The organism is Vibrio sp. KUL70, assembly GCF_059725515.1.
The window spans coordinates 765,438-787,536 of sequence record NZ_AP045835.1 but is presented as its reverse complement, the minus strand read 5'-3'; the positions used below and the strand labels follow the sequence as shown (position 1 = coordinate 787,536).

At 46.6% G+C, this 22,099-nt stretch carries 18 protein-coding genes and 1 pseudogene; 2 read left to right on the top strand and 17 right to left on the bottom strand.

Features of this window, described 5'->3' with window-relative positions:
* Positions 1-85: 85 nt before the first annotated feature.
* The 12 genes and pseudogenes from choV to AC6I7V_RS17515 all read right to left on the bottom strand — a co-directional run bounded on the left by choV (position 86) and on the right by AC6I7V_RS17515 (position 15,360).
* Complete coding sequence (gene choV, locus AC6I7V_RS17570; RefSeq protein ID WP_255232222.1) at positions 86-1,294, bottom strand: choline ABC transporter ATP-binding protein; 1,209 nt, start codon at positions 1,292-1,294, stop codon at positions 86-88.
* A gap of 2 nt (positions 1,295-1,296) precedes the next feature.
* Positions 1,297-2,139: a choline ABC transporter permease subunit gene (gene choW / locus AC6I7V_RS17565; protein ID WP_255232223.1), complete on the bottom strand. Its 843-nt coding sequence runs from the start codon at positions 2,137-2,139 to the stop codon at positions 1,297-1,299.
* 53 nt (positions 2,140-2,192) lie between these two features.
* Positions 2,193-3,158, bottom strand: coding sequence for a choline ABC transporter substrate-binding protein (locus AC6I7V_RS17560; RefSeq protein ID WP_498011736.1), 966 nt, complete (start codon positions 3,156-3,158; stop codon positions 2,193-2,195).
* Positions 3,159-3,257: 99 nt separating this feature from the next.
* Positions 3,258-4,970 (bottom strand): choline dehydrogenase, encoded by a 1,713-nt coding sequence (gene betA / locus AC6I7V_RS17555; RefSeq protein ID WP_498011735.1) that lies wholly within the window; start codon positions 4,968-4,970, stop codon positions 3,258-3,260.
* Between the two features lie 27 nt (positions 4,971-4,997).
* Complete coding sequence (gene betB, locus AC6I7V_RS17550) at positions 4,998-6,458, bottom strand: betaine-aldehyde dehydrogenase (RefSeq protein WP_255232226.1); 1,461 nt, start codon at positions 6,456-6,458, stop codon at positions 4,998-5,000.
* Between the two features lie 67 nt (positions 6,459-6,525).
* Entirely contained in the window at positions 6,526-7,128 is a 603-nt protein-coding gene (betI, locus tag AC6I7V_RS17545) for a transcriptional regulator BetI (protein WP_255232227.1), read from the bottom strand.
* 333 nt (positions 7,129-7,461) lie between these two features.
* Positions 7,462-9,900: pseudogene (locus AC6I7V_RS17540) on the bottom strand (family 20 glycosylhydrolase).
* A 143-nt stretch (positions 9,901-10,043) separates the two neighbouring features.
* Positions 10,044-10,673, bottom strand: coding sequence for a bifunctional 4-hydroxy-2-oxoglutarate aldolase/2-dehydro-3-deoxy-phosphogluconate aldolase (locus tag AC6I7V_RS17535; RefSeq protein ID WP_076650568.1), 630 nt, complete (start codon positions 10,671-10,673; stop codon positions 10,044-10,046).
* Positions 10,674-10,693: 20 nt separating this feature from the next.
* A complete protein-coding gene (locus AC6I7V_RS17530) occupies positions 10,694-11,641 on the bottom strand; it encodes a sugar kinase (protein WP_498011734.1) in 948 nt (315 codons plus the stop codon).
* A 91-nt stretch (positions 11,642-11,732) separates the two neighbouring features.
* Positions 11,733-13,247, bottom strand: a complete 1,515-nt coding sequence (locus tag AC6I7V_RS17525; protein ID WP_498011733.1) for a sodium:solute symporter family protein — start codon at positions 13,245-13,247, stop codon at positions 11,733-11,735.
* A 201-nt stretch (positions 13,248-13,448) separates the two neighbouring features.
* On the bottom strand, positions 13,449-13,841 hold the full coding sequence (locus tag AC6I7V_RS17520) for a RidA family protein (protein WP_008216122.1): 393 nt from the start codon (positions 13,839-13,841) through the stop codon (positions 13,449-13,451).
* Positions 13,842-13,926: 85 nt separating this feature from the next.
* Positions 13,927-15,360 (bottom strand): N-acyl-D-amino-acid deacylase family protein, encoded by a 1,434-nt coding sequence (locus tag AC6I7V_RS17515; protein WP_498011732.1) that lies wholly within the window; start codon positions 15,358-15,360, stop codon positions 13,927-13,929.
* 176 nt (positions 15,361-15,536) lie between these two features.
* Between AC6I7V_RS17515 and AC6I7V_RS17510 the strand changes: the two genes are divergently transcribed.
* Both AC6I7V_RS17510 and AC6I7V_RS17505 read left to right on the top strand, forming a co-directional pair.
* A complete protein-coding gene (locus AC6I7V_RS17510; protein ID WP_498011731.1) occupies positions 15,537-16,811 on the top strand; it encodes an amino acid deaminase in 1,275 nt (424 codons plus the stop codon).
* 89 nt (positions 16,812-16,900) lie between these two features.
* Positions 16,901-17,764, top strand: a complete 864-nt coding sequence (locus tag AC6I7V_RS17505; RefSeq protein ID WP_498011730.1) for a MurR/RpiR family transcriptional regulator — start codon at positions 16,901-16,903, stop codon at positions 17,762-17,764.
* Between the two features lie 93 nt (positions 17,765-17,857).
* On the opposite strand, the gene AC6I7V_RS17500 is transcribed toward AC6I7V_RS17505, so the two are convergent.
* Genes AC6I7V_RS17500 through AC6I7V_RS17480 form a run of 5 tightly spaced genes read right to left on the bottom strand, consistent with a single transcriptional unit; the run spans position 17,858 to position 22,082 of the window.
* Positions 17,858-18,517 (bottom strand): HAD family hydrolase, encoded by a 660-nt coding sequence (locus AC6I7V_RS17500; RefSeq protein WP_498011729.1) that lies wholly within the window; start codon positions 18,515-18,517, stop codon positions 17,858-17,860.
* A gap of 1 nt (position 18,518) precedes the next feature.
* Positions 18,519-19,538 carry an ABC transporter ATP-binding protein gene (locus AC6I7V_RS17495; protein WP_498011728.1) on the bottom strand — a complete coding sequence of 340 codons (1,020 nt, stop codon included), beginning with the start codon at positions 19,536-19,538 and terminating at the stop codon, positions 18,519-18,521.
* A complete protein-coding gene (locus AC6I7V_RS17490; protein WP_255232237.1) occupies positions 19,538-20,323 on the bottom strand; it encodes an ABC transporter permease in 786 nt (261 codons plus the stop codon). Before AC6I7V_RS17490 ends, AC6I7V_RS17495 begins: the two co-directional genes overlap by 1 nt.
* On the bottom strand, positions 20,323-21,228 hold the full coding sequence (locus AC6I7V_RS17485) for an ABC transporter permease (RefSeq protein WP_255232238.1): 906 nt from the start codon (positions 21,226-21,228) through the stop codon (positions 20,323-20,325). The genes AC6I7V_RS17490 and AC6I7V_RS17485 overlap by 1 nt, the downstream gene beginning before the upstream one ends.
* Entirely contained in the window at positions 21,225-22,082 is an 858-nt protein-coding gene (locus AC6I7V_RS17480) for an alkaline phosphatase family protein (RefSeq protein ID WP_498011727.1), read from the bottom strand. Before AC6I7V_RS17480 ends, AC6I7V_RS17485 begins: the two co-directional genes overlap by 4 nt.
* Between the last annotated feature and the right edge of the window lie 17 nt (positions 22,083-22,099).

The window sequence follows — 22,099 nt, the reverse complement described above, 5'->3', positions numbered from 1 at the left end:
CCCAGGATAAAAGCATGACTGATATAGAGCTTAAAGGTAAATGAGACTACGAACGAAGGCCGTCTCATTTACCGATTAGAGCGGCTTAGGCTGCGCTGTTGAGCTGAAAATCTCCGGTCAACGCACTATAGAACTCGCTATCATCCAAAATACCTACCAGTTGTTGGTCTTCCACCAGCAAGATTGGGTAATCACTCTGCTGTTTGAGTTTGATTGCGTCACGCATACCAATGTCAGGACTCGCCAACACCAGAGTAGACGGCTCAAGATCCAAATGTTCTGAATCTGACGCCTGCCATGTATGAAGGTTGAAGTCGCTTTCTCCTTTTACGCTGAACGCTCCTTCGACTTGCTCTATCCATACGTCTTTACTCGCGCAAATTTTCCAGCTCTGATCTTGCTGTTCAAGGTCTGCCATAGGCTGCATTAAGGAGCGCCCTTTAAGCACATTCAATGGGTTGGTATGGGCAACAAAGTCCTTCACATATTCGGTCTTTGGCTTAAGTACGATCTCTTCTGGCTTGCCATGTTGAATCAATTTACCCGACTCCATGATCGCGATGTTGTTACCGATTTTAAGCGCTTCATCGAGATCGTGACTAACGAACAAAATGGTTTTATTAAGCTTATTTTGCAGGGTAATTAACTCGTCTTGCAACTGAGCTCGAATCAGAGGGTCAAGTGCAGAGAAAGGCTCATCCATCAGCAGAATATCCGTGTCCATCGCGAACGCTCTTGCTAAACCAACACGTTGCTGCATACCACCCGATAGCTCATGTGGGAATTTGGTTTCCCATTCAGCAAGACCTACCATTTCAAGTTGCTCACGCGCTTTCGCTCGACGTGCGTCTCTTGCCATACCTTGCATCTCTAAGCCAAAGGCCACGTTGTCCAACACGGTCATCCAAGGCATAAGAGCAAACTTTTGAAACACCATAGATACACGATGAGTACGAAGGTGGCGCAAAGTCGCTTCATCACACTGCGCAAGATCGACCTGCTTGTCACCATCTTTCACTTCAAGTGAGCCACGGCTGATTGGATTCAAACCATTCACCGCGCGCAGCAATGATGACTTGCCAGAACCCGACAGCCCCATCAACACACAGATCTCACCCTCTTGAATATTCAAAGACACGTTGTCAACACCGACTACTTGGCCTGTCTCATCGATAATCTCCTGACGAGACATACCTTGATCGAGTTTCTCAAGCGCCAATTGAGTCTTATCGCCAAATACAACATCGAGGTTCTTAATGGTAATCGCATCCATTTTTTGCTTGTCGTTATCCATGATTAAGCCTCCTTCTGATTTGGTGTTTTACACAATCGGTCAAGAATGATCGCCACAAGAACGATCGCTAAGCCCGCTTCAAAACCTTGAGAAATGTTTACGGTATTCAACGCTCGAACTACCGGTTTTCCTAGGCCATCTGCACCGACTAACGCTGCGATTACTACCATCGACAGTGACAACATGATGCACTGAGTTACGCCTGCCATGATGCTTGGTAGAGCGGCTGGCAGTTCAACTTTCATCAACAATTTCATGCGGCTGGCACCGAATGCTTTGCCTGCTTCGATCAACTCTTCTGGCACCTTAGTGACTCCGAGATAGGTCAAACGAATCGGTGCAGCAATGGCGAAGATGATGGTGGATATAAGCCCAGGTACAATCCCTAATCCAAACAGCACTAAGGTTGGAATCAGGTAAACAAACGTTGGAACAGTTTGCATCAAATCGAGGATCGGTCTTAATACGGTATAGAGCCAAGGACGATGTGCCGCCATAATGCCCAATGGAACGCCAATTAATACGGAAATCGTTGTCGCAGCAAAAACAAGGACAAAGGTTTCCAGCATTTCTTGCCAGTACCCAAGATTTAGGATGGTCAGTAGCGCCGCCACGACAAACACCACCAGTGAAATCTTACGATGTAAATACCATGCGATTGCCGCTGTGACTAAAATCGGCACAGCAGGTGGCATCCACTTAAATACATCAACAAGAAACAGAATAACCGTCTCCAAAAAAATAGAGATAGCATCAAACAGTCCTGCCGCATTGAGCGTTAGCCAATCGACACTCGCTTCCATCCATTGACCCACAGGGATTTTGTTGTCGGTAATAAAATTCACAATATTGCCTTTTCTGTGGTGAGCTGCGCAAACAACTCACCATTTCCTTCTAGTTACGCTTTTACTTGCTTTAGATACGCTGATACCGCATCTTGCGCTGAGTCGCCTTTAAGAGTTTTTACATTCTTGAGCCATGCTTCCACCTGCTCTGGGTTACTGTTTAACCACTGCTGAGCAGCTTTGCTTGGCTGAACGTTCTGATTAAGAATGGCTTCCATTAATTCATTCTCCATATCGAGAGTGAACTCTAGGTTTTGAAGAAGTTGACCGACGTTTGAACACTCAGACAGATAGTTTGCACGCACGTTAGTGTAAACATTGGCGCCCCCGTAATTCGGGCCAAAATAGTCATCACCCCCGTCTAAATACTCCATCTCAACATTACTGTTCATTGGGTGCGGTGCCCAACCTAAGTAAACGATCCATTGGTTGCGACGAGCAGCACGAGACACTTGTGACACCATGCCAGCTTCACTTGATTCAACTAGACTGAAGTCTTTCAAACCGAAGGCATCTGAATCGATCATCGATTGGATTAGGCGGTTACCGTCGTTGCCAGGTTCAATACCATAGATGCGGTCTTTAAACTTATCGGCGTGCTTAGCAAGATCAGCAAAGTTTTTCACACCGGCATCGTAGACATATTTTGGGACAGCTAGCGTATATTTTGCACCTTCTAGGTTAGCTCGAACTGTTTCAACAGTGCCCGCTTCACGGTACTTGGCAATATCGCCCTCCATCGTTGGCATCCAATTCCCAAGAAAAATATCGATGTCACCATTCGCCATTGATGAGTAAGTCACCGGCACAGAGAGTAGGTCTGTTTTGGTTGTATATCCCAGACCTTTTAGTAGCTCGGTCGTCACCGCTGTCGTTGCGGTAATGTCGGTCCAGCCAACATCCGCAAAGCGCACGTGTTCGCATTGTTGAGGCTCTACAGATGCATAGGCGTTAAACGCAAATAAGCTCACCGCACTAGCGGCCACTGTCTTTTTGGTCAAGGTTTGGATAATTGTCATAGTGATTCCTTATATTCTTCCTTTTCACCACATCGATGTGGTTTCTGACTCATACTTTTATGGCTCAGTCTTTATTGACGACTGAGTCTAGATTTGTAATTAGGTTTCGTTGGCTAAGGCTCTTAACGGCTCGTTTTCGCGCTGCGTCTCTTGCCATCGCGGTGCTATCCAAACGGGAACATCGGCTGCCGCCAGTGGCGTTTTACCCAATATCAAATCAGAGGCACGCTCAGCGACCATGATGGTGGGTGCATTTAGGTTACCATTGGGAATGGTTGGGAATACCGACGAATCGACCACACGTAGGTTAGCAACACCGCGTACTCGACACTCTTCATCCAGAACCGCCATTGGGTCATCATCTGAACCCATCTTGCAGCCACAAGAAGGGTGATACGCACTTTCTACATTCTGTTTTACCCACTCATCGATCGCTTCGTCGGAGGTGATATCTGCTCCTGGCTGAATCTCTTCTCCACGAAATTTGTCCATCGCGGGTTGAGACAGGATTTCACGCGTTAAGCGGATACAATCACGCCAATCTTGACGGTCTTGCTCTGTCGAGATGTAGTTAAAAATGATTTCAGGTTTGTCATGCGGATCGGCCGATGTAATCGCCACTGTCCCTCGACTCTCAGGCTTATTCGGGCCAACGTGGACTTGGAAGCCATGGCCATCAAACGCAGCTTGTCCGTCATAGCGCATCGCGGCTGGCAAAAAGTGGTATTGAATATTCGGCCACTTAAGACCTTTTCGCGAGCGGATAAAGGCGCAGGATTCAAAGTGGTTGGTCGCACCAAGTCCTTTGCGAGTCAAAATCCACTCAGCACCAATCATGCCTTTGCTGACTAAACCGAGTTTACTGTTAAGCGTAATGGGCTCATTACAGTGATATTGAAAGTAGACTTCGAGGTGATCTTGCAGGTTTTCACCCACACCACTGAGTTCATGCTTAAGCTCTACGCCCGCCTTTTCAAGCACGGCTTTAGGACCAATACCGGATAACTGAAGTAACTGAACTGAGCCGATAGACCCGGCCGAAGAGATCACTTCTTTTGAAGCCGATGCCGTTTGAATCTTGCCTGATTTTTCAAACTCAACACCTATCGCTTTCCATTCGTCAGACTCTTGCTCTAGCAATACCTTACGAACCACCACGCCTTTGATAAGAGTGAGATTGGAACGTTTTAACGCTCTACGCAGGTAGGCATTCGATGTCGAGGCGCGAACCCCTTTGTCCACCGTCATATGCATTGCGCCAAAACCTTCTTGCTGGTAACCGTTGTAATCTTTAGTTTCTGGGTAACCTGCATCCTTACCCGCATCAATGAACGCTTGATACAGCGGGTTGAGCGACATGTCATTACCGTTACAAGTTCCAACAGGTCCATCACCGCCTCGATAAGCATCACAGCCCTGATTCCAAGACTCAGCACGACGAAAGTAAGGGAGACACGCTTGGTAATTCCAACCCACAGCGCCCTGCTCTTCCCACTCGTCAAAATCGCAAGCGTGACCGCGAACGTAAACCATACCGTTGATTGATGAGCTACCACCGAGCACTTTGCCACGAGGACAGTGCAACTGACGGCCATCAAGGCCAGACTCTTGCTGAGTTTCAAATTGCCAAGCGTACTTTTCTGTATTCATCGGGTAAGAAAGGGCTGTCGGCATCTGGATAAAAATACTCTTATCCGTCCCCCCCGCTTCTAGCAATAAAACGTTATGTTGACCGCTTTCAGTGAGCCGATCGGCCAACACACAGCCGGCCGAACCCGCGCCGACGATAATATAATCGTAGCGTTGTTCCATGTTCTGTTCTCCGTGAGAGGTTAAGCGTTATGCATAAGGGCTGGCGTAGTCGCCTAGCTCAATAAGAATGCTCTTGGTTTGGGTGTAATGAAGTAGGGTTTCTGGCCCATTTTCGCGACCAACCCCAGACAACTTATAACCACCGACAGGCATCTCGGCAGGTGAATCGCCCCAAGTGTTTACCCAGCAAATACCGGCTTGCATTTGATGGATAACGCGGTGAGCTCGCGATAGGTTTTGGGTAAAGACACCCGCAGCTAAGCCATAATGGGTGTCGTTTGCGCGGCGAATAACATCATCTTCATCAGTAAACTTAAGTACCGACATCACAGGCCCAAAGATCTCCTGCTGGACATGAGGCATATCATCATCACAATCCACAAACACGGTTGGCACTACAAAATTGCCATCGCCTAAGCCATTCTCAGTGACTTGATAACCGCCTGTCAGCAGCGTTGCACCTGACTGTTTAGCCATATCAATCGCTTCAAGAACCTTAGATAGGTGTTGCTTGGAAATAAGTGCACCGATTTGTGTTTCAATGTCCATTGGATCACCGATCACGAGCTTTTCTGTGCGCACCTTTAGCTGGTCGACAAACTCTTGATAGATGTTTTCATGGACATAAACACGCGTACCATTGGTACACACTTCACCTTGGGTGTAGAAGTTAGCCACCATCGCTGCAGATACCGCATCATCAAGCTTGGCGTCATCAAAGATAATCATTGGCGACTTACCGCCAAGTTCCATAGTGACCGACTTAAGGGTCTTTGCACTATCAGCCATGACCGCTTTGCCCGTGCCTGTTTCACCAGTAAAAGAGACTTTGGCAATATCAGGGTGTGCCGTCAGCATTTGTCCCACACGGTAATCACCCTGAACAACATTAAACACACCATCAGGCAAACCTGCTTCCGTGAAAATTTCAGCCAATTTTAGTGCAGTAAGCGGCGTTTCTTCTGAAGGCTTGAACACCATTGCATTACCCGCAGCTAATGCTGGTGCGGATTTCCACATCGCTATCTGAATTGGGTAGTTCCATGCGCCAATGCCAGCACACACACCCAAAGGCTCTCGACGTGTGTAGAAAAACTGGCTTTCACTCAAGGGTTGCTGTTCACCTTGCAGAGTCGGCGCGAGACCTGCGTAGTACTCAATGACGTCTGCACCAGAAGCCACATCCACTTCAATCGCTTCTTGCAATGGCTTACCCGTATCAGCAACCTCAAGCCTTGCAAGGTCATCGTTTCGTGTTCTAAGTATTTCTACTGCCTTGTTCAAAATACGACTGCGCTCGACAGCACTCATTGCCGACCACACCGCAAAACCACGCTGCGCTGATTCAACCGCTCGATCGAGATCGGATTGAGATGCTTGGCCAATGATCGCAATAGGTTCACCATTGGCAGGGTTAGTGCTAACGAAGGTTTCCCCAGACGTAGCAGCAACCGTTTTTCCATCTATGTATAAAGAGTTCATTTCCATTTCAGTATCTGACTTAGTTTCTATTTCGGCTCTATTGGCCAATTAAAATGACAAGCATGTAACTGTGCTAATCGACATTCAGCGAGTAGAAGGTCAACTGTTTGTCGAGGTAATCGTTAATGATTGCGCGTGCTTTGTTTGCATCAATGCCTTCGGGGTTGAGCGTCCCACGTAGCCAAATGCCATCAATCAGAGATGCAATACCATGTGCCACCAACTCAGCTTGCTCCGGATCTAACAATGCCTTTAGTTCGATAAGCAAATGAGAAATTAGACGTTTTTCATTGACGCGTTGCAGCCGTTTGAGCTGATCGTCGTGCATTGAGTAGGACCAAAATGCCAGCCAAGTCTTCGCGACCTTGTTCTCTGCTTGGTAGCCTTCAAAATTTCCATTGATAATGGCGTTGATTCTTTGTTGATGAGAATGAGTCGGTAATTCTCTTAGAGCCTTGGTGATGGTCACCGATAGTTGGCGTAATATCTCACGCATCGTCTCTTCGAGTAGCCCGTGCTTACCACCAAAATAGTGGTTGATGATTCCAGTAGAGACTCCAGCTTCTTTGCTGATCAACGCAATGCTGGCCGAATGCAAACCAACGCGATCAATCACCGTCATTGTGGCTTGTACGAGTTGTGGTTTTCGGATATCTGGCATCCCTACTTTGGGCATTTTCGAGTCCTTTTATTTTTTATTGAACGTTCAATTAATTATAAAATGACAGAAAACTAGTTAGGGTTCAAATGATTATTTTAATAAAATGGATACGAACGGCTCTCAAAAAAGTCACAATTTCAATTAAAAACAACACCTTAATTAATAATTTGACCTCTAAATAAAAACTATAAAGATTTGAGGTATGATGTTTATTACTCGATAGTTTTGGGCGTAACTTGGTCATTTTACGAGCAAGGACGCGACTTCCAATCGTGTGAGTATTACAGACAAAAAAAGCCGCCCAACGACTCATTGGGCGGCTAAATTCATATATATCTTGGAGAAGCGTTACTGATTTAAGTGGTTTAACAAGCGCTCCGTTGGACGAACAATCGCAATGATCGATTCATCGTAGATCTTCGCAGCATCAGATAGGATAACTTGGTAGGCATTCGCGTCTGCTTCACGAACTTGCTCACCCGCTTTCGCTTTAGCAATCAAGGTTAACGCCAGATCAGCAACGTCGACCGTTTTCTCTGCCACCACCACGGTCTCTACCGAAGAGACATTGGCAGCAAAAATAGTTTTAGCGGCAAGTGCAGCCGATTTTGCTTGCTGATAATGCTCTGTAAGTTGCTCCAATGCCTGTTGATTGCCTGTCGCAACTTCGTTGACCAACTCTTGCATCTCATACACCGCGTAGCTTTCTACTGGCAGCGCATCAACAAAGCGATTTAGGCGCTCGTATTGACTGTACAAAGTGCCTTTAGGCTCTGTTGAGTTCCACTTCTCCCAGTTACGAGCATAGTATTGTGCTGGCTCGGTGTACTTTGAAAGAATACGAAGATCTTGGATATCTTGGCCTCTGGCAATACGCTTCAGCAACATATCTGCATCCGCGTGGTGACGCAGACCGACTGAGATTTCCGACCATGTGTCCATCGCTTTCATGCGTTTGTACATGCTGCGCTCATCGGTCAGTTCTGCATCCGACCAGAAACGTTCTGCAATCGCGTAGCTACGAGGCCATAAGTAGTTTTACCGTGAGGCTGTCTTTGTTCTCAAGCCATATCGTAATCTCACCACCCAGAATCAACTCTTTTTCTTTGTCGGTAAGCTCAGCAGGGTAACCACCATTAGGCTCAGGGATGACACTACCTTCAATATCGCTACTCGCAATCACTTCACCTGTGGTTGGCCAGCGCACGTTACCAATCAATTGATAACTGCCCTCAGAGAAGCCATTTGGATTGAGGTTCAGGTTGAACTCAGTGTAAGACATGAAGTTATCGAAGTGACCGACAAAGGTTTTGCCCGGCACATAATCAAGGATGTAGATCTCTTCACGAGACTTACCGTTGTAATCGCTAAACGCACGGAAAGTACCGTCTTTTGCTTCAATGATAGTAAGCGTTCCCTTACGAGGACTGCCTTTAGAACGAGGCTTTTGCCACTGGTAAGTCACGAATTTCTCACCGCTGTGAAGCTTATCATCAACCGTGATACCTGTTGGCATAGGGTCATTGCGATAGTGGTAGCTCGTAGGCTGAGGCTGGTCTAGGTAATAGCCAGTAGACAGAATGCCCGCATAACCTTCTTTGGCAGCACGACCGATACTGTCGTGACCTTGCCAGCTTTGAATCACGATAGAAGTTGGCAGATCTTTATGCCAGATCTCATCCCAACCCGTCATCTTCTTACCACGCTCTTCCAACATCTTCTCAACTCTTACGTTGAGGTAAGACTGCAAACCTCGCTCACCATCAATACCATTCTCTTGAATAAACTTCTGATGCTTTTCGCTATTGATCCATTGAGAGTAATTCGGCTCGTCGCCACCAATGTGGAAGTACTCATCTGGGAACAACTCGGTCACTTCATCAAACACATCACCCAGCATTTCATAAAGCTCTGGGTTTAGAGGGTCCATCAATGGCTCAAACACACCCCAGCCGCGCTCTTGGTCATAACTTTGACCTTCGCCACCCGACATTAAGTGTGGGTAGGCATGCGCCACAGCAGAAGAGTGCCCTGGCAGTGAGACTTCTGGAATCACACGAATACCAAGGTTACGAGCGTACTCGACTAGATAACGAACTTGGTCTTTGGTGTAGTAATCACCATCGGTAGTTTCTGACCATAGGCGCGGCCAAGATTCCGTTTGAATGCGGATACCTTGGTCGTCCCAGAAGTGCCAATGGAACACGTTCATTTTTGCAGAAGCCATCGCATCTAGCTGACGAATCAACACATCAAATTCAATAAAGTGACGAGAGGTATCGTAGGAAACGCCACGCCAACGGAAGCGAGGTTCATCAACAATTGTAACGGCAGGGCAGTCGCTGTTGTTTCAACGAGCTGTAAAAGGGTTTCTATACCGTGAATAGCGCCATAAGGACTTGGGGCGCTCAGCGTGATTTGTTCGCCCTGAGTGGTAATCTTATAAGACTCGTCTGAGTCGATGTTCTGAATTTCAGACTTTGGAGTTGCGTCAATATCAATGATCAGGTTTGCTTCGTCTGCGCTATCAACCTGCCAATTCAGAATCGGGATACCGGTTTGGCGTACCAAACGGTCGACAAAGCGTTTCGCCGTGTACTCAACACGATCAGAATTAAAGCCTTTGATGTAAACCTTGAAGTTACCGTCGACCTGTACTTGCCCTGCTTGTAGTTCAACCGTTTGAGGGTACGGCATTAAGTTAAGATCGGTATTCGGAGCCATTGCTAACGCCATTGGGGACACTACTGAACCTGAAATCAATAGAGATAATATAGTTTTTTTCATTATTAATTTTCCTATATAAGAGCGGTTCTGTTTGGTTTCTCGGAGGCGATTCACAAAACAGAACCATCAGCCACTGCTGCTGGTTACAGTGAGCTCAAAAGCCTCTCGCCTGGTTAAAAACGAATGAGCTCACAAATTTATGACTAGCTAACAAGCTCAACAGCTTCACGAACCAATACCGCGATCTGATCCCACTGCTCGTTTTCGATCATCTTTGGAGACACCATCCACGTGCCACCGCAGCACACCACGCGATCAACGGCTAAGTAATCATTGACGTTGTGTTTGCCGATACCACCTGTAGGCATGAGTGACACATCAACGTATGGCGCTAGCAAAGATTTCACCATGTTGATGCCGCCAGACGCTTCTGCTGGGAAAAACTTCAAGAAGTTAAGACCAAGTTCAAGCGCTTGCTCTACTTGGCTTGGGTTATTTACGCCAGGAACGATTGGCATGCCGATCTCTTGGCAACGCTTAACCGTGTTTGGGTTCAAACCAGGCGCTACGATGAATTCACTGCCCGCCTCTTTCGCAAGGTCGATCTGCTCAGGGGTTAATACTGTGCCAGCACCGATACACATCTCTGGATAGGCATCACGCATCGCACGAATCGAATCCGCTGCCGCTTCGGTACGGAAGGTCACCTCAGCCACTGGTAGACCGTTTTCTACTAACACTTTTGCTAGTGGAATCGCGTGTTCCACCTTGTTGATTTGAATAACAGGGATAACTTTGAATTGCTTAAGTGTGTTGATCATTTCTTGAGACATAATAATTTCGCTTTATCTTTCTATTTTTTGATTAAGTGGTTCATAGCGCTTACCGGGATAATGGCGCCTGAATATTGAATAACGGTAGAAGCCAGCTGGTGTCCGAGTTCAGCGGCTTCGGTAGCACTCTCGCCCGTTAAGCGTGCCGCTAAGTAACCCGCCGCAAAAGAGTCACCGGCAGCGCATGTATCAACAACGTTCGCAACAGCTGTGGCTGATACGTAGCTTTCTACTACCTTGCCGCTTTCTACCTGAACGATTTTGCATGGCTCGCAACCACGCTTGATAACGATCTCTTGGCAACTCAAGCGCAAGCAGCGTTGTTGAACGCTCTCTGAGTTACCCCATACAAGCAAGTCGTCGTCTTCAGTGATCAGCGCGATGTCTACTAAAGGCAATAACTTAGCGTACCAATGTTGAGCTTGGTCAGTGGTCCAAAGTTGCGGGCGATAGTTGTTGTCAAAAATCACCTTACCGCCTTGATTTGAGAACACACCAATGGCCTTCAAAAGGCGTTCACGTGAGGTGTCATCTAAAATCGCGATGCTGATGCCGCTGATGTAAACCGCGTCGACTTGTTTCTCTGTCAGCGCGATTTCAAGCTTATTCAGGTCGTCAGTTTGGAAGTAAGATTTGACTGCCGCGTCGTTGCGCCAGTAATGAAAGTGTCGTTCACCAGTCTCATCGGTTTCGACCATGTAGAGACCTGGAAGTTTGTTCGCAATGCGCTCTACGAAATGGGTTTGAATACCTTCTAACTGCCAGCTATCAATCATATTTTGAGACAGTTCATCGCCACCAAGACCTGTCGCGTAATGCACGGATAGGTCTTTGTTTTGAGTTAAGCGAGAAAGGTAAAGCGCGGTATTTAGCGTGTCACCGCCAAACTTTTTGGTTAATGGAGAGCCGCTGATTTCGACCATACATTCGCCAAAAAAAACAATATTGAAGTGAGAAGATACAGGCATAGCCGATCCTAAAATAGAGAGATAAACGAGGTGAAAAGGCCCTGCCACTAAACAGGGCCTGAATTAAGCAAACCAGTTGTGGAGACTAGGTTTAGCTTGTTTGATTTGCAGGGCGTTGAGGTGCCGCTTCTTCTTCAAGCACGCCAGTCTCAGACATTTCCATCTCCATCAGAGCACGCTCGTCATCAAGAATCGCTTTTGCCATTTCTGGTGTTATTTGGTTAGCCGGAGTCACTAGGCTCACGACCACACCTGCTGTGAGCGCGAATAGGCAAGAAGGAATCACAGGATTACCCCAGAAAGCAGTGAGGTCTGCGTTGAGCATGACGATGAATGAAGCCACAGAAGCACCCACTAGCGTTGCAATTGCACCTTGCCAGTTGTACCGTTTCCAGAATTTACCCAACATACCGCACACGAACATGCCTGACATAACCGTTGAAATCATCTTAGTGATGTAGCCAATGATGTCGTTTGACGTCAGTGCAAACAACAGTGCAAAACCAATCACCACAACCAAAGCTAAACGAGAGTAGTTCATCATTGATTCTTTGTTCGGTACACGACCTGTGAACATCACGTATACGTCACGCAGCAGGATAGACACACCAGCAATCGCATCTGAGCTTGCGCTCGACATGGTTGCAGATAGGCCGGCGATAAGAACAATCATGCCAACACCAACAGGCAGTACCGTTGCTGCAATGTAAGGGAACGAGAAGTTAGGGTTATCCAGCGTCGGGTCGATAGCGTGTGCTGCCATACCAATGATTGCTGGGATGATAGAGAAGAAGAAGTACAACACACCAGACGCTACGAATGAACGGCGTATAGTTGAAACGTCTTTACCAGAGTAAATGCGTTGACGGAATGAAGGCGTTGCCAATACACCAACACCGATGACCACAGCCAGAGAAACCGCAGGCAGAATACCTAGTTTATCGATTGCTAAAAAGCTCGTAGCAGCAGGGTCCATCGCAGCGTAAAGGTTATCCATGCCACCAATGTGGTTCACCGACATCACTGCCATCAAGATGAAGCCAGCAAAAAGGATGATTGCTTGGATAGTATCGGTCCATACAACTGCTGTGTAGCCACCGATAACAACGTAGATAGTGAATGCCGCTGCAATAATGATCTTCGCAAGGTTAAGGTCAATGTCAGCAATCCACGCTAGGTACATGCCACCACCAAGAATATGCGCACCTAACCAGCCGATGGATGCGATGAAGATAAGTAGGCCAACCACGTTTTTCACGATTCGGTTAGCACCCACGTAATACGCGAGCTCTTCACTCATTGTCATGAAGTTCAGCTTACGAACCGGAGCAAACCATAACGCAAGCAATAGTATGCCAACAGCACCGCCAATTCCGTACAGAGCACCAGCCCAGCCATTTGCGTAGCCGAAGCCAACCGCACCCATACTTGAACCCGTACCGACCATCGTCGCTACCGTTGTACCAAGTACTAAAAATAGTGGCAGGCCACGGCCGCCTAATAAGAAATCTTCGCCAGATTTTTGATTACGCGAGACAAACCAGCCTAACCAAATTAAAAAACATACGTACACGCCGAAGCCTGTAAGAAAAAGAGTGCTGTTCATTTGACACCTCTCAGTGAAATATTAAGTTCATTCCTGAACTTTTATTTATGATTCATTCATTTTATATTTCATATAATTACTTTATTTTTTGTATTTTAATTAAAGTAATTTTTATAAAGTAGGGTGAGAGTATTAAGGAATAATAACAAGGATAACTACGCCCTAATACTCTCTAAGTCGGTTATTGTGATTAGGTTATAACTAAACGCGATCAGCGCGGTAGCAAGTCACATCGACTTCAACTTTCACGTCTACAACTAAGTCGCAAACCATGCAGATACGTGCCGGTGGGTTAGCCCCAAAGAACTCTTTGAATACCTTGTTAAATGATTGGAAGTAACGAGAGTCTGTTAGTACAACCTTTACGTGTACTACGTCTTCTAGGCCGTAGCCTGCTTCAGTCATGATATCGACACAGTTTTGGATCGCTAGACGAGACTGGTCAATAATGCCACCCTCAACTACCTCACCATCTGTCATCGGTGTCTGGCCAGAAACGTATAGGAAACCACCTGCTTCCGTTGCGCGTGCAAATGGTAAATGTTGTCCGCCTGTACCTGTTCCGCCTTCAACACCGTAACGTTTAATAGTCATTTTTTAACTCCACTTCTTTATAGATAATATTGGTTTATTTCCAATATATTTAAATTAATTCGTCGTTTTATTTTCGCTTATTCAATTAATTACGATAAATAAAAACACCAGAACGATTATTTCTTACTTTTCCTTTCTGGTAACTTAGCTCACCATTTACAAATACACTTTCTATTCCTTCAGCAACTGAAATAGGATTTTCAAATGTTGCTGTATCTTTAATATTCTTTGGATCAAATAAAACTAAATCAGCAAATGCACCTTGGCGAATTTCACCTCTTCCCGCGAGGTTGTAGCGTTTAGCCGACATTCCGGTCATTTTGTGAATCGCTTCTGATAACGCGAACAGTTTTTCATCTCGGCAGTAGTGACCAAGCACTTTCGGGAAAGTACCCCACAGTCTCGGGTGTGGATGCGGGTCATTAGGCAGACCATCGGAACCAACCATGGTCAGCTTGTATTTCAATACACGTTTTACGTCGTTCTCATCCATGCAGTGATAAACCGCACCAGCTGGTTGAAGCGCTTTCGCGGCGTCCATCAATGGTAGGTTCATTTCACCAGCAATTTGCTTTAGGGTTTTGCCTGCATGTTCTGGTTTTGCTTGAGACCAAGTGATGAAGATGTCGAAATCGTCCGTCACCTGTTTCAAATCTAATGTCGAAGAGCTCGCAGAGTATGGGTAGCAGTCGCAAGACACATCTTGGTGCTCTGAAACCTTGTCCATCAAATCAAGCACTTCAACGGTTCTACCCCAGTTGCCCGCACCTGCACATTTAAGGTGGGAAATAACAACCGGCACTTTTGCATATTGCCCGGTCTCAAACGCCTCTTCCATCGCGCTTAAGATCTCTTCAAATTCAGTACGCATATGTGTGGTATAGATACCGCCATGGTTAGACAGCACTTTGGCTAACTGCATCACTTCATTTGCGTTCGCTTGTTTCGCACTTGCGTAAGCTAAGCCCGAACTCAAACCTAATGCACCTTGTTCCATCGCTAAATCAAGGTTGTTCTGCATCTCTGCAATTTCATCTTCTGTTGCGGTGCGTTGCAGGTCATCCATCACTTGGTTACGCAGCGTGGTGTGACCCACTAAGGCTGCGACGTTTACTGCAGGTTGTGCTTGCTCCACCGCTTGTGCATACGCGGCAAAGGTTGGGTATTTGAAATCAGCCTGCGCGCCTAAAAGGTTCATAGGATCTGGAGGGTCACCAGCTAAAACCGTCGGTGACGCACTGATACCGCAGTTACCAACAATCACGGTTGTCACACCTTGGCTGATCTTTGGCAAGCAGTCAGGGTAACGAATGACGTTGGTGTCGTCGTGTGTGTGCACATCGATAAATCCAGGAGCCAATGCTAAGCCTGCTCCTTCAACCAACTGGGCACAATCTTCATGATCAATGCTGCCAATTTCGGCGATTTTTCCATCTCGGATTGCTACATCGGCACAAAACGATTGTTCGCCGGTGCCATCGAACACCTCTACATTTTTAATTATCGTATCGAACAACATTTCTCACTCTCTCAATCCACTCTCTTGATGGAGCTATATTAAAAATCCAACCGATGATTTTCAGTGACAAAACACACATAATATTTTAATTTGTGTGATAGTTTCTATCACAAAACACATTACAGATATATTTAAACATTAAATAACAATCACTTAAATCATGTTAGGAATCAGCAATGAAACATAACCCTGCGCAAAAAGATGTTATAAAGTATCAAAAAGATTGTTTCGTCTTGACTGAAAAAGGCCAAAAAGGGAGAGCAATATCACAAACTGAGGACGGCGTTTATCGACTGGTCGATGAGGATATATCGCTTCCGGTAGCAATTATCAAACAATCAGCCTTAACCAATAATCTGAATTGGATGCAATCATTCGCCGATCATCATCAGGTGAAATTATCACCACATGGTAAAACATCGATGACACCTGATTTCTTTCGCCAGCAACTAGAAAATGGCGCTTGGGGAATTACTGTTGCGACACCTGCACAAGCAGAGGTTGCAGCAATGGCGGGAGCAAAAAGAATCATCATGGCCAACCAATTGGTAGGTAAAACCAATATTGCGATCATCGAACAACTTATTCGTGAATTCGACGTCGACTTTTACTGCTGTGTCGATTCACCAGTGAACGTGCAGCAATTGAGTCAACACTTCGCTAACACCGAGCAATCGCTAAAAGTTCTGATCGAGTTTGGAGTACCAGGCGGACGCTGCGGCTGTCGCTCACCACAAGAAGTTCTGGAGCTGGCGCAAGCCATTCAAGACGTGCCTGCGCTTTCGCTAACGGGTATTGAGGTGTATGAGGGGGTGATTCATGGTGACAATGCCGAGCAAGATATTCGTACCTTCATAAAGCAAGCACTAAGCTCTGTCAAAAACCTTGCATCAGATGGGCTGATCACAGGGCAGCCAATCATCACTGGTGCAGGTTCTGCTTGGTATGATGTGGTGGCAGAATGTTTGGCAAATCTAACCGATTACTTGGCGATAATCCGCCCAGGCTGCTATGCCATTCACGATACTGGGATCTACCTAGATGCTCAAAGCAAGGTGTTGCAACGAGCGCAGGTAAACCAAGGTTACGCCTGTGAATTAGGTGGGGATTTAGAGTCGGCGCTTGAGGTTTGGGCATATGTTATCTCTCGTCCTGAGCCAACCAAACTGGTGGTTGGGCTAGGTAAACGTGATGTGGCTTTTGATGCGGGTTTACCAATTGCTGAACGCGGATATCGCGATGGTGACGCTATCTCAGTAAAAGGTCTGACGGCGACTGCCGTGATGGATCAACATACCTTTGTGGAAACGGACGGTTCTTCAGAGATTGAAGTGGGTGACATGATTGCGTTCTCAACCTCACACCCGTGTTTGACTTTCGATAAGTGGCGTTACATTGCTATCAGCGATGACGACTATCAGGTAACAAACTGGGTAGAGACCTGCTTCTAGCTCGATTTTTCAATAGGCTAGAATCAGCCAAACATTCAGATATACTAACGGGGCTAAGGCATAGCCCCATCAACAAAGGATCAGGATTCTTGAGTTTAGAAGTAGATATCATTTCACAGATAACCGAGCGTTTTCCCGCTCTTCGTGATGCCGAGAAAAAAGTCGCCAAGCTGATCATGGATGACATTGAGTTTGCCGCCAAAGCCAGCATTACAGAACTCGCTGAAAACGCGCAAGTGAGCGAAGCTACCATTACCCGTTTTGCTAAGGCGATTGGCTGTAACAACGTACGTGACATGAAGATCAAGCTTGCTCAAACCCTAACGGTTGGCCAGCGCTTTATTCTCGAACCTGTGAACCAAACTGGCTATCAAGGTATCTACGAGTCGATCAAGCAGAGCCTAGACATCAACCGCACTCTGTTCAAAGAACAAGACATTGAAACCGCGGTAAACTGGCTACACAACGCCAGACAGATTATTGCTATTGGCATGGGTGGCGGCTCAACTATTGCCTCTCAAGAGCTGCAACACCGACTGTTTCGTTTAGGCTATCCAGTGGTGTCGTACAACGATGGCTTAATGTCACGCATGGTTGCCGCTACAGCCGATGCCAATGATGTGATGGTGATGATTTCGGCGACAGGCTTTACGCCCGTTATAACCGAAACTGCCGAACTAGCGAAACAATATGGACTTAAGATCATCGCGATTACGCCACAAGATACGCCACTATCAAACATTGCGGATATCTTGTTACCTATCAAGCACATGGAAACTGATTTCATCTACAAACCATCGGCGTCTCGCTACGCAATGCTAGCGTTAGTGGATGTACTTTCAATGGGTATGGCAGTCAATCACAAGAACCGCTCGCGCGATAAATTGCGCCGCTTGAAGGTTGCTTTAGACTCCTACCGAGGAGGGGGCGACCGGCAACCTCTTGGTGACTAAAACCCTTTTCAGTCATAAGCTTTGTCTCGATGTAAAAACAAAAAACTCCGACGCGATGTCGGAGTTTTTTTGTTCAAGCGGCCACAATCGGCATCAGTCCCAATTCAAGGTCTGCCAATTCGGTCTGTTGGCCAATGCCTTCAGTCGTGGGCATGGGTTCACCAAATACGCATAATCCGCATACTCACAAAGCGGCAGATCATTGATCGAGTCAGTGTAGAAATGAATCTCTGAGTACGTTGTCGGCTGCGCAGCAATCCACTGCTCTAAGCGTGTCACTTTACCCTCTCGATAGCTCGGCACGCCTTCTATTTTGGAGGTGTAGCGCCCTTGCTGCTCGACCAGATCGATACCAAGTGCCTCAGGAATGCCGAGTTTTTGTCCTACGACTTCAACCAAAAAAGTCACACTCGCAGAGATGATCAGCATGTCAATTCCATCGCGCTTTAGCTGCCCTATCAATGGCAGAGTCTGCTTAAACAGATTAGGTAGAACTTTGGTGTCAACGCACTCCTCAACCAAGGCATTCACTTGCTGTGTCGTCATATCAGCAAGCGGCTGCATGGCGAATGTCAGGTAATCTTCCATATCCAGCTTACCTTGGGTGTAAAGCCCCATAAGGCGCTGATCTTCTTCAACAAAACTTGCATCACTCACAATACCTTTTTCGACTAAGAACTCATTCCACATCATCGCAGCATCGCCGTTGACTAGGGTTTCATCCATATCAAATACATACAAAGGCTTAGACATCTTAGGCTCTCACAGGCTGAATTTCGTTTAAATTAAATAGCAACTCTAGTTGGCTACCGTTGGCCATTAGACGCTCAGAAGAACGATTTAACAGGTCGACAGTGAGCTCACACTCATCCACATCAACTTGATAGCGAATCACGTTACCCAGCAGCTGATGATTACGGATCGTACCCATTTTTGGTGCTGAAATATGTGCACCATACTGTCTTCCCTGCTCTTTGACATAAATGGATTCAGGGCGTATCGCGACCTTCCAATCGGTATCGATATCAAAAAGTTGCTTAGCTTTGTTCGCCTGCACCAAGTTGTAGTGCCCCATAAAACCTGCAACAAACTCATTGGCAGGTTGAGTGTAGATCTCTTCAGGTGTACCTGCCTGAACGATCTCACCTTTATTCATCAAGAAGATGCGATCGGACATGATCATCGCCTCTTCTTGGTCGTGAGTAACAAAGATAGTCGTCAGATCCATCTCTTTTTGGATATCACGGATCTGCTGACGAAGGTGCTTACGGATCTTAGCATCCAATGCAGAAAGCGGTTCATCAAGCAGCAAAATACGCGGCTTCACCACCAACGCACGCGCTAGAGCAACGCGTTGACGCTGACCACCTGATAACTGATGTGGATAGAAGGTCTCTTTACCTTTCAAGTCCACCAGCTCAATCACTTTTGCTACTTCACGTTTAATCGCTTCGCCAGCCAGCTTTTTCATTTTCAAACCAAAGGCGATGTTGCCCTCTACCGTCATGTTTGGGAACAATGCATAGGATTGAAAAACCATACCGATACCACGCTGCTGTGGCGCTTGGTGAGTGATGTCTTCACCATTGACCCAGATTTGACCATCATCGACTGGGTTTAGCCCTGCCAAGCTACGTAGCAGGGTTGATTTACCACAACCACTTGGCCCAAGTAGGGTAATAAACTCACCTTTCTCGATAGTGAATTGAATGTCTTCAAAAACGGTGTTGTCACCGAAACTTTTCGTTAGATTGTGTGCGTTTACATAACTCATTATTTGACTCCACGGCTAAAACGACTTGCCATCCAAGTCAGTAAGAAAATGAATAGGAAGTAGGTCATCACCAAGGCTGAAGTAAAGTGGCCGCTGGTCTGACGCATGTTGTATAGATAAATTTGTAGCGTCTCGTAGCGTGTTCCAACCAAGATGTTGGCAAACACGAACTCACCCAGTAGGAACGAGAACGATAGGAATAGAGATGCCATCAAGCCCTTCTTCAGGTTCGGTAAAATAATCAATAAGAAAGCCTTTGTGGTGCTCGCGCCGAGCAGGTGCGCGGCATCCATCAAATCATGCAGATTGATCGCCTGAAAGCTGTTAGCGATAGCGCGATACATGAATGGCAGCGCAATGGTGAAGTAGGTACCAATTAAGATCCAAGGTGTGCCGATAAGTGCAATTTCGCTATCGGCATACAGCTGTAGCAGGCCGACAGAAGAGACTACTGGTGGCACAGCGAACGGCAATAAGATCATGATATTCATTACTTTGTCCAGTTTCGGGAAATAGTAGAACACCACAAATATTGCCGGAAGAATCAGCACCACACTCAGTGCTAATGCCGCGATACAGATAAACAGTGAACGACCAAACGCTTGTAGGAAGCGCGGGTCCGTCAGTAGGCTAACGTACCAATCCAGAGTAAAACCATCAGGTAGAATAGTTGCTCCCCAACGTGATGACAGCGAGTACACGAACGTGGCAAGAATTGGAATCATCATGATGCCAACGATCGAGAAAACCACCGTTTTATGAAAGCGAGTATTAACGTTTTGCATTAGCTTTTCTTCCCTGCATAACTCTTACTGATAAGCCATTGGTTAATCACGGTGATAAATGCCAGCATCGCCATCAGAATCACAGAAATTGCAGCGGCTAGATTTGGTTCAAGGAACAGATCACCCGAAACCAGACTCGCGATTCGAATAGTAATGACATTGTAGTTACCAGAAGTGAGTGCATAGACACTGGCGTAAGCGCCTATCGCGTTGGCGATCAGAATAATAAAAGTGCCGAATAGCGCTGGAGATAAGACAGGCAAGCCAACCTTAAGCCAGTACTGCCACGTCTTTGCGCCAAGCAATGCAGATGCTGCCTGCCAATCGTCGCTCAACGCATCAAACGCTGGGTATAACAGCAACACTGCCAGTGGAATTTGAAAGTAGATATAGATCGCCAATAAGCCCCACTTTCCGTAGAGGTCAAACTCTCCCAATAGACCATATTGCTTCAGCAACAAGGTTATCGCACCGTTGGTACCAAGGATGATGATGAAAGCGAAAGAGAGTGGTACACCGGCAAAGTTGCTACTCATGTTGGTAAAGGCGATCACGCCGTCGCGAATTTTGCAGTCAACGCGACGCAGAGAAGAAACCAATAAGGTAGCAATCGCTAGACCAAACACACTCGACCATACGGACAGCCACAAACTGTTACCAAAGGCTTGCATCATGAAAGCAGAATCAAACACCTCGGTGTAGTTTTCGAGCGACAACTCGCCGTCGTAAAAGAAGCTGTTAATCAGCACCCAAACCATAGGGGCTAGCTGAAACAGGTAGAAAAACAGCGCGAACGGTGCCAACCATAAAGCGGGCTTAAAGCGTTTGAACCAAGAAGAGGCCTTAGGTTTCGACGCGTTTACGTTTAGTGAATTCGATTTTTGGGTAATGGCAGGACTGCTCATAGTGCTAACAATTCCTGAGTGTAAGATTTATTGTGTTCTAAATTAAGGAGTTGGCACACAGTGCCGCAAATATCGGTCTGCTTTATCTGGCACTCTTGATGCGTGAATTTATCGCCAATCACAAAGAACGGGACTTCGCGCTCTTCCGCCAGAATGCCACCGTGAGAAAGGTCGTCGTTCATACCGTGATCGCTGGTCACAATCACTTGATAGCCATCTTCGATCCACCCTTTAATGTAGTTCGATAGGAATATATCGGCACCACGCGCACTATTGCGATACTGGCGCGAGTCCAGTCCATGCTTGTGGCCCATATCGTCGATATTCATTGGGTGGATCAGCAAGAAATCTGGCTGATACGTTAAGCGCAAGTGCTCTGCATCCAGAAACAGCGCCTCATCTGGGTAGTGGTCCCAGTGATAGAAGCAGCCGTGTTGAATGTTCAAACTCTCGTCGTGAGTAAAACGATCACGAACCGGATCGAATGGCGCACGATTATAGAGCTCGCTCACCCAGTGATACGCAGCCGCAGCAGTGGTTTTGCCCTGCGTTTTTGCCAAGCTAAAGATCGACTCGTGATTGGAGAGACGCACAATCTGGTTGTTAACGATGCCGCTCTCCACAGGACGAACCCCGGTGAGAATGCACTCATACAGTGGGCGTGACATAGATGGCAGTTCACACTGCATCGGATAAAGCGTCGCGCGCATTTTGCCCTGCAATGGGCTTGGTGAATCACTCTGATTACTAGGCGAGTGACTCAGTTCTAGAAGACCATTCAGGTAGCCCATGCAATTGCGGGCTACCTGATAATTCAGTCCATCTAGAACAACAAGGATGACCTTATTGCTCATGATTTATTCTCTTACTC

What these genes read in the sequence shown, in the direction of transcription:
- choV (WP_255232222.1), bottom strand. Translation starts at nt 1,294, where the DNA reads ATGGATAACGACAAGCAAAAAATGGATGCGATTACCATTAAGAACCTC.
- betB (WP_255232226.1), bottom strand. Translation starts at nt 6,458, where the DNA reads ATGGAAATGAACTCTTTATACATAGATGGAAAAACGGTTGCTGCTACG.
- AC6I7V_RS17510 (WP_498011731.1), top strand. Translation starts at nt 15,537, where the DNA reads ATGAAACATAACCCTGCGCAAAAAGATGTTATAAAGTATCAAAAAGAT.
- AC6I7V_RS17515 (WP_498011732.1), bottom strand. Translation starts at nt 15,360, where the DNA reads ATGTTGTTCGATACGATAATTAAAAATGTAGAGGTGTTCGATGGCACC.
- AC6I7V_RS17525 (WP_498011733.1), bottom strand. Translation starts at nt 13,247, where the DNA reads ATGAACAGCACTCTTTTTCTTACAGGCTTCGGCGTGTACGTATGTTTT.
- AC6I7V_RS17500 (WP_498011729.1), bottom strand. Translation starts at nt 18,517, where the DNA reads ATGTCTAAGCCTTTGTATGTATTTGATATGGATGAAACCCTAGTCAAC.
- AC6I7V_RS17490 (WP_255232237.1), bottom strand. Translation starts at nt 20,323, where the DNA reads ATGCAAAACGTTAATACTCGCTTTCATAAAACGGTGGTTTTCTCGATC.
- AC6I7V_RS17480 (WP_498011727.1), bottom strand. Translation starts at nt 22,082, where the DNA reads ATGAGCAATAAGGTCATCCTTGTTGTTCTAGATGGACTGAATTATCAG.
- AC6I7V_RS17535 (WP_076650568.1), bottom strand. Translation starts at nt 10,673, where the DNA reads ATGTCTCAAGAAATGATCAACACACTTAAGCAATTCAAAGTTATCCCT.
- AC6I7V_RS17485 (WP_255232238.1), bottom strand. Translation starts at nt 21,228, where the DNA reads ATGAGCAGTCCTGCCATTACCCAAAAATCGAATTCACTAAACGTAAAC.
- AC6I7V_RS17560 (WP_498011736.1), bottom strand. Translation starts at nt 3,158, where the DNA reads ATGACAATTATCCAAACCTTGACCAAAAAGACAGTGGCCGCTAGTGCG.
- AC6I7V_RS17495 (WP_498011728.1), bottom strand. Translation starts at nt 19,538, where the DNA reads ATGAGTTATGTAAACGCACACAATCTAACGAAAAGTTTCGGTGACAAC.
- betA (WP_498011735.1), bottom strand. Translation starts at nt 4,970, where the DNA reads ATGGAACAACGCTACGATTATATTATCGTCGGCGCGGGTTCGGCCGGC.
- AC6I7V_RS17530 (WP_498011734.1), bottom strand. Translation starts at nt 11,641, where the DNA reads ATGCCTGTATCTTCTCACTTCAATATTGTTTTTTTTGGCGAATGTATG.
- AC6I7V_RS17520 (WP_008216122.1), bottom strand. Translation starts at nt 13,841, where the DNA reads ATGACTATTAAACGTTACGGTGTTGAAGGCGGAACAGGTACAGGCGGA.
- betI (WP_255232227.1), bottom strand. Translation starts at nt 7,128, where the DNA reads ATGCCCAAAGTAGGGATGCCAGATATCCGAAAACCACAACTCGTACAA.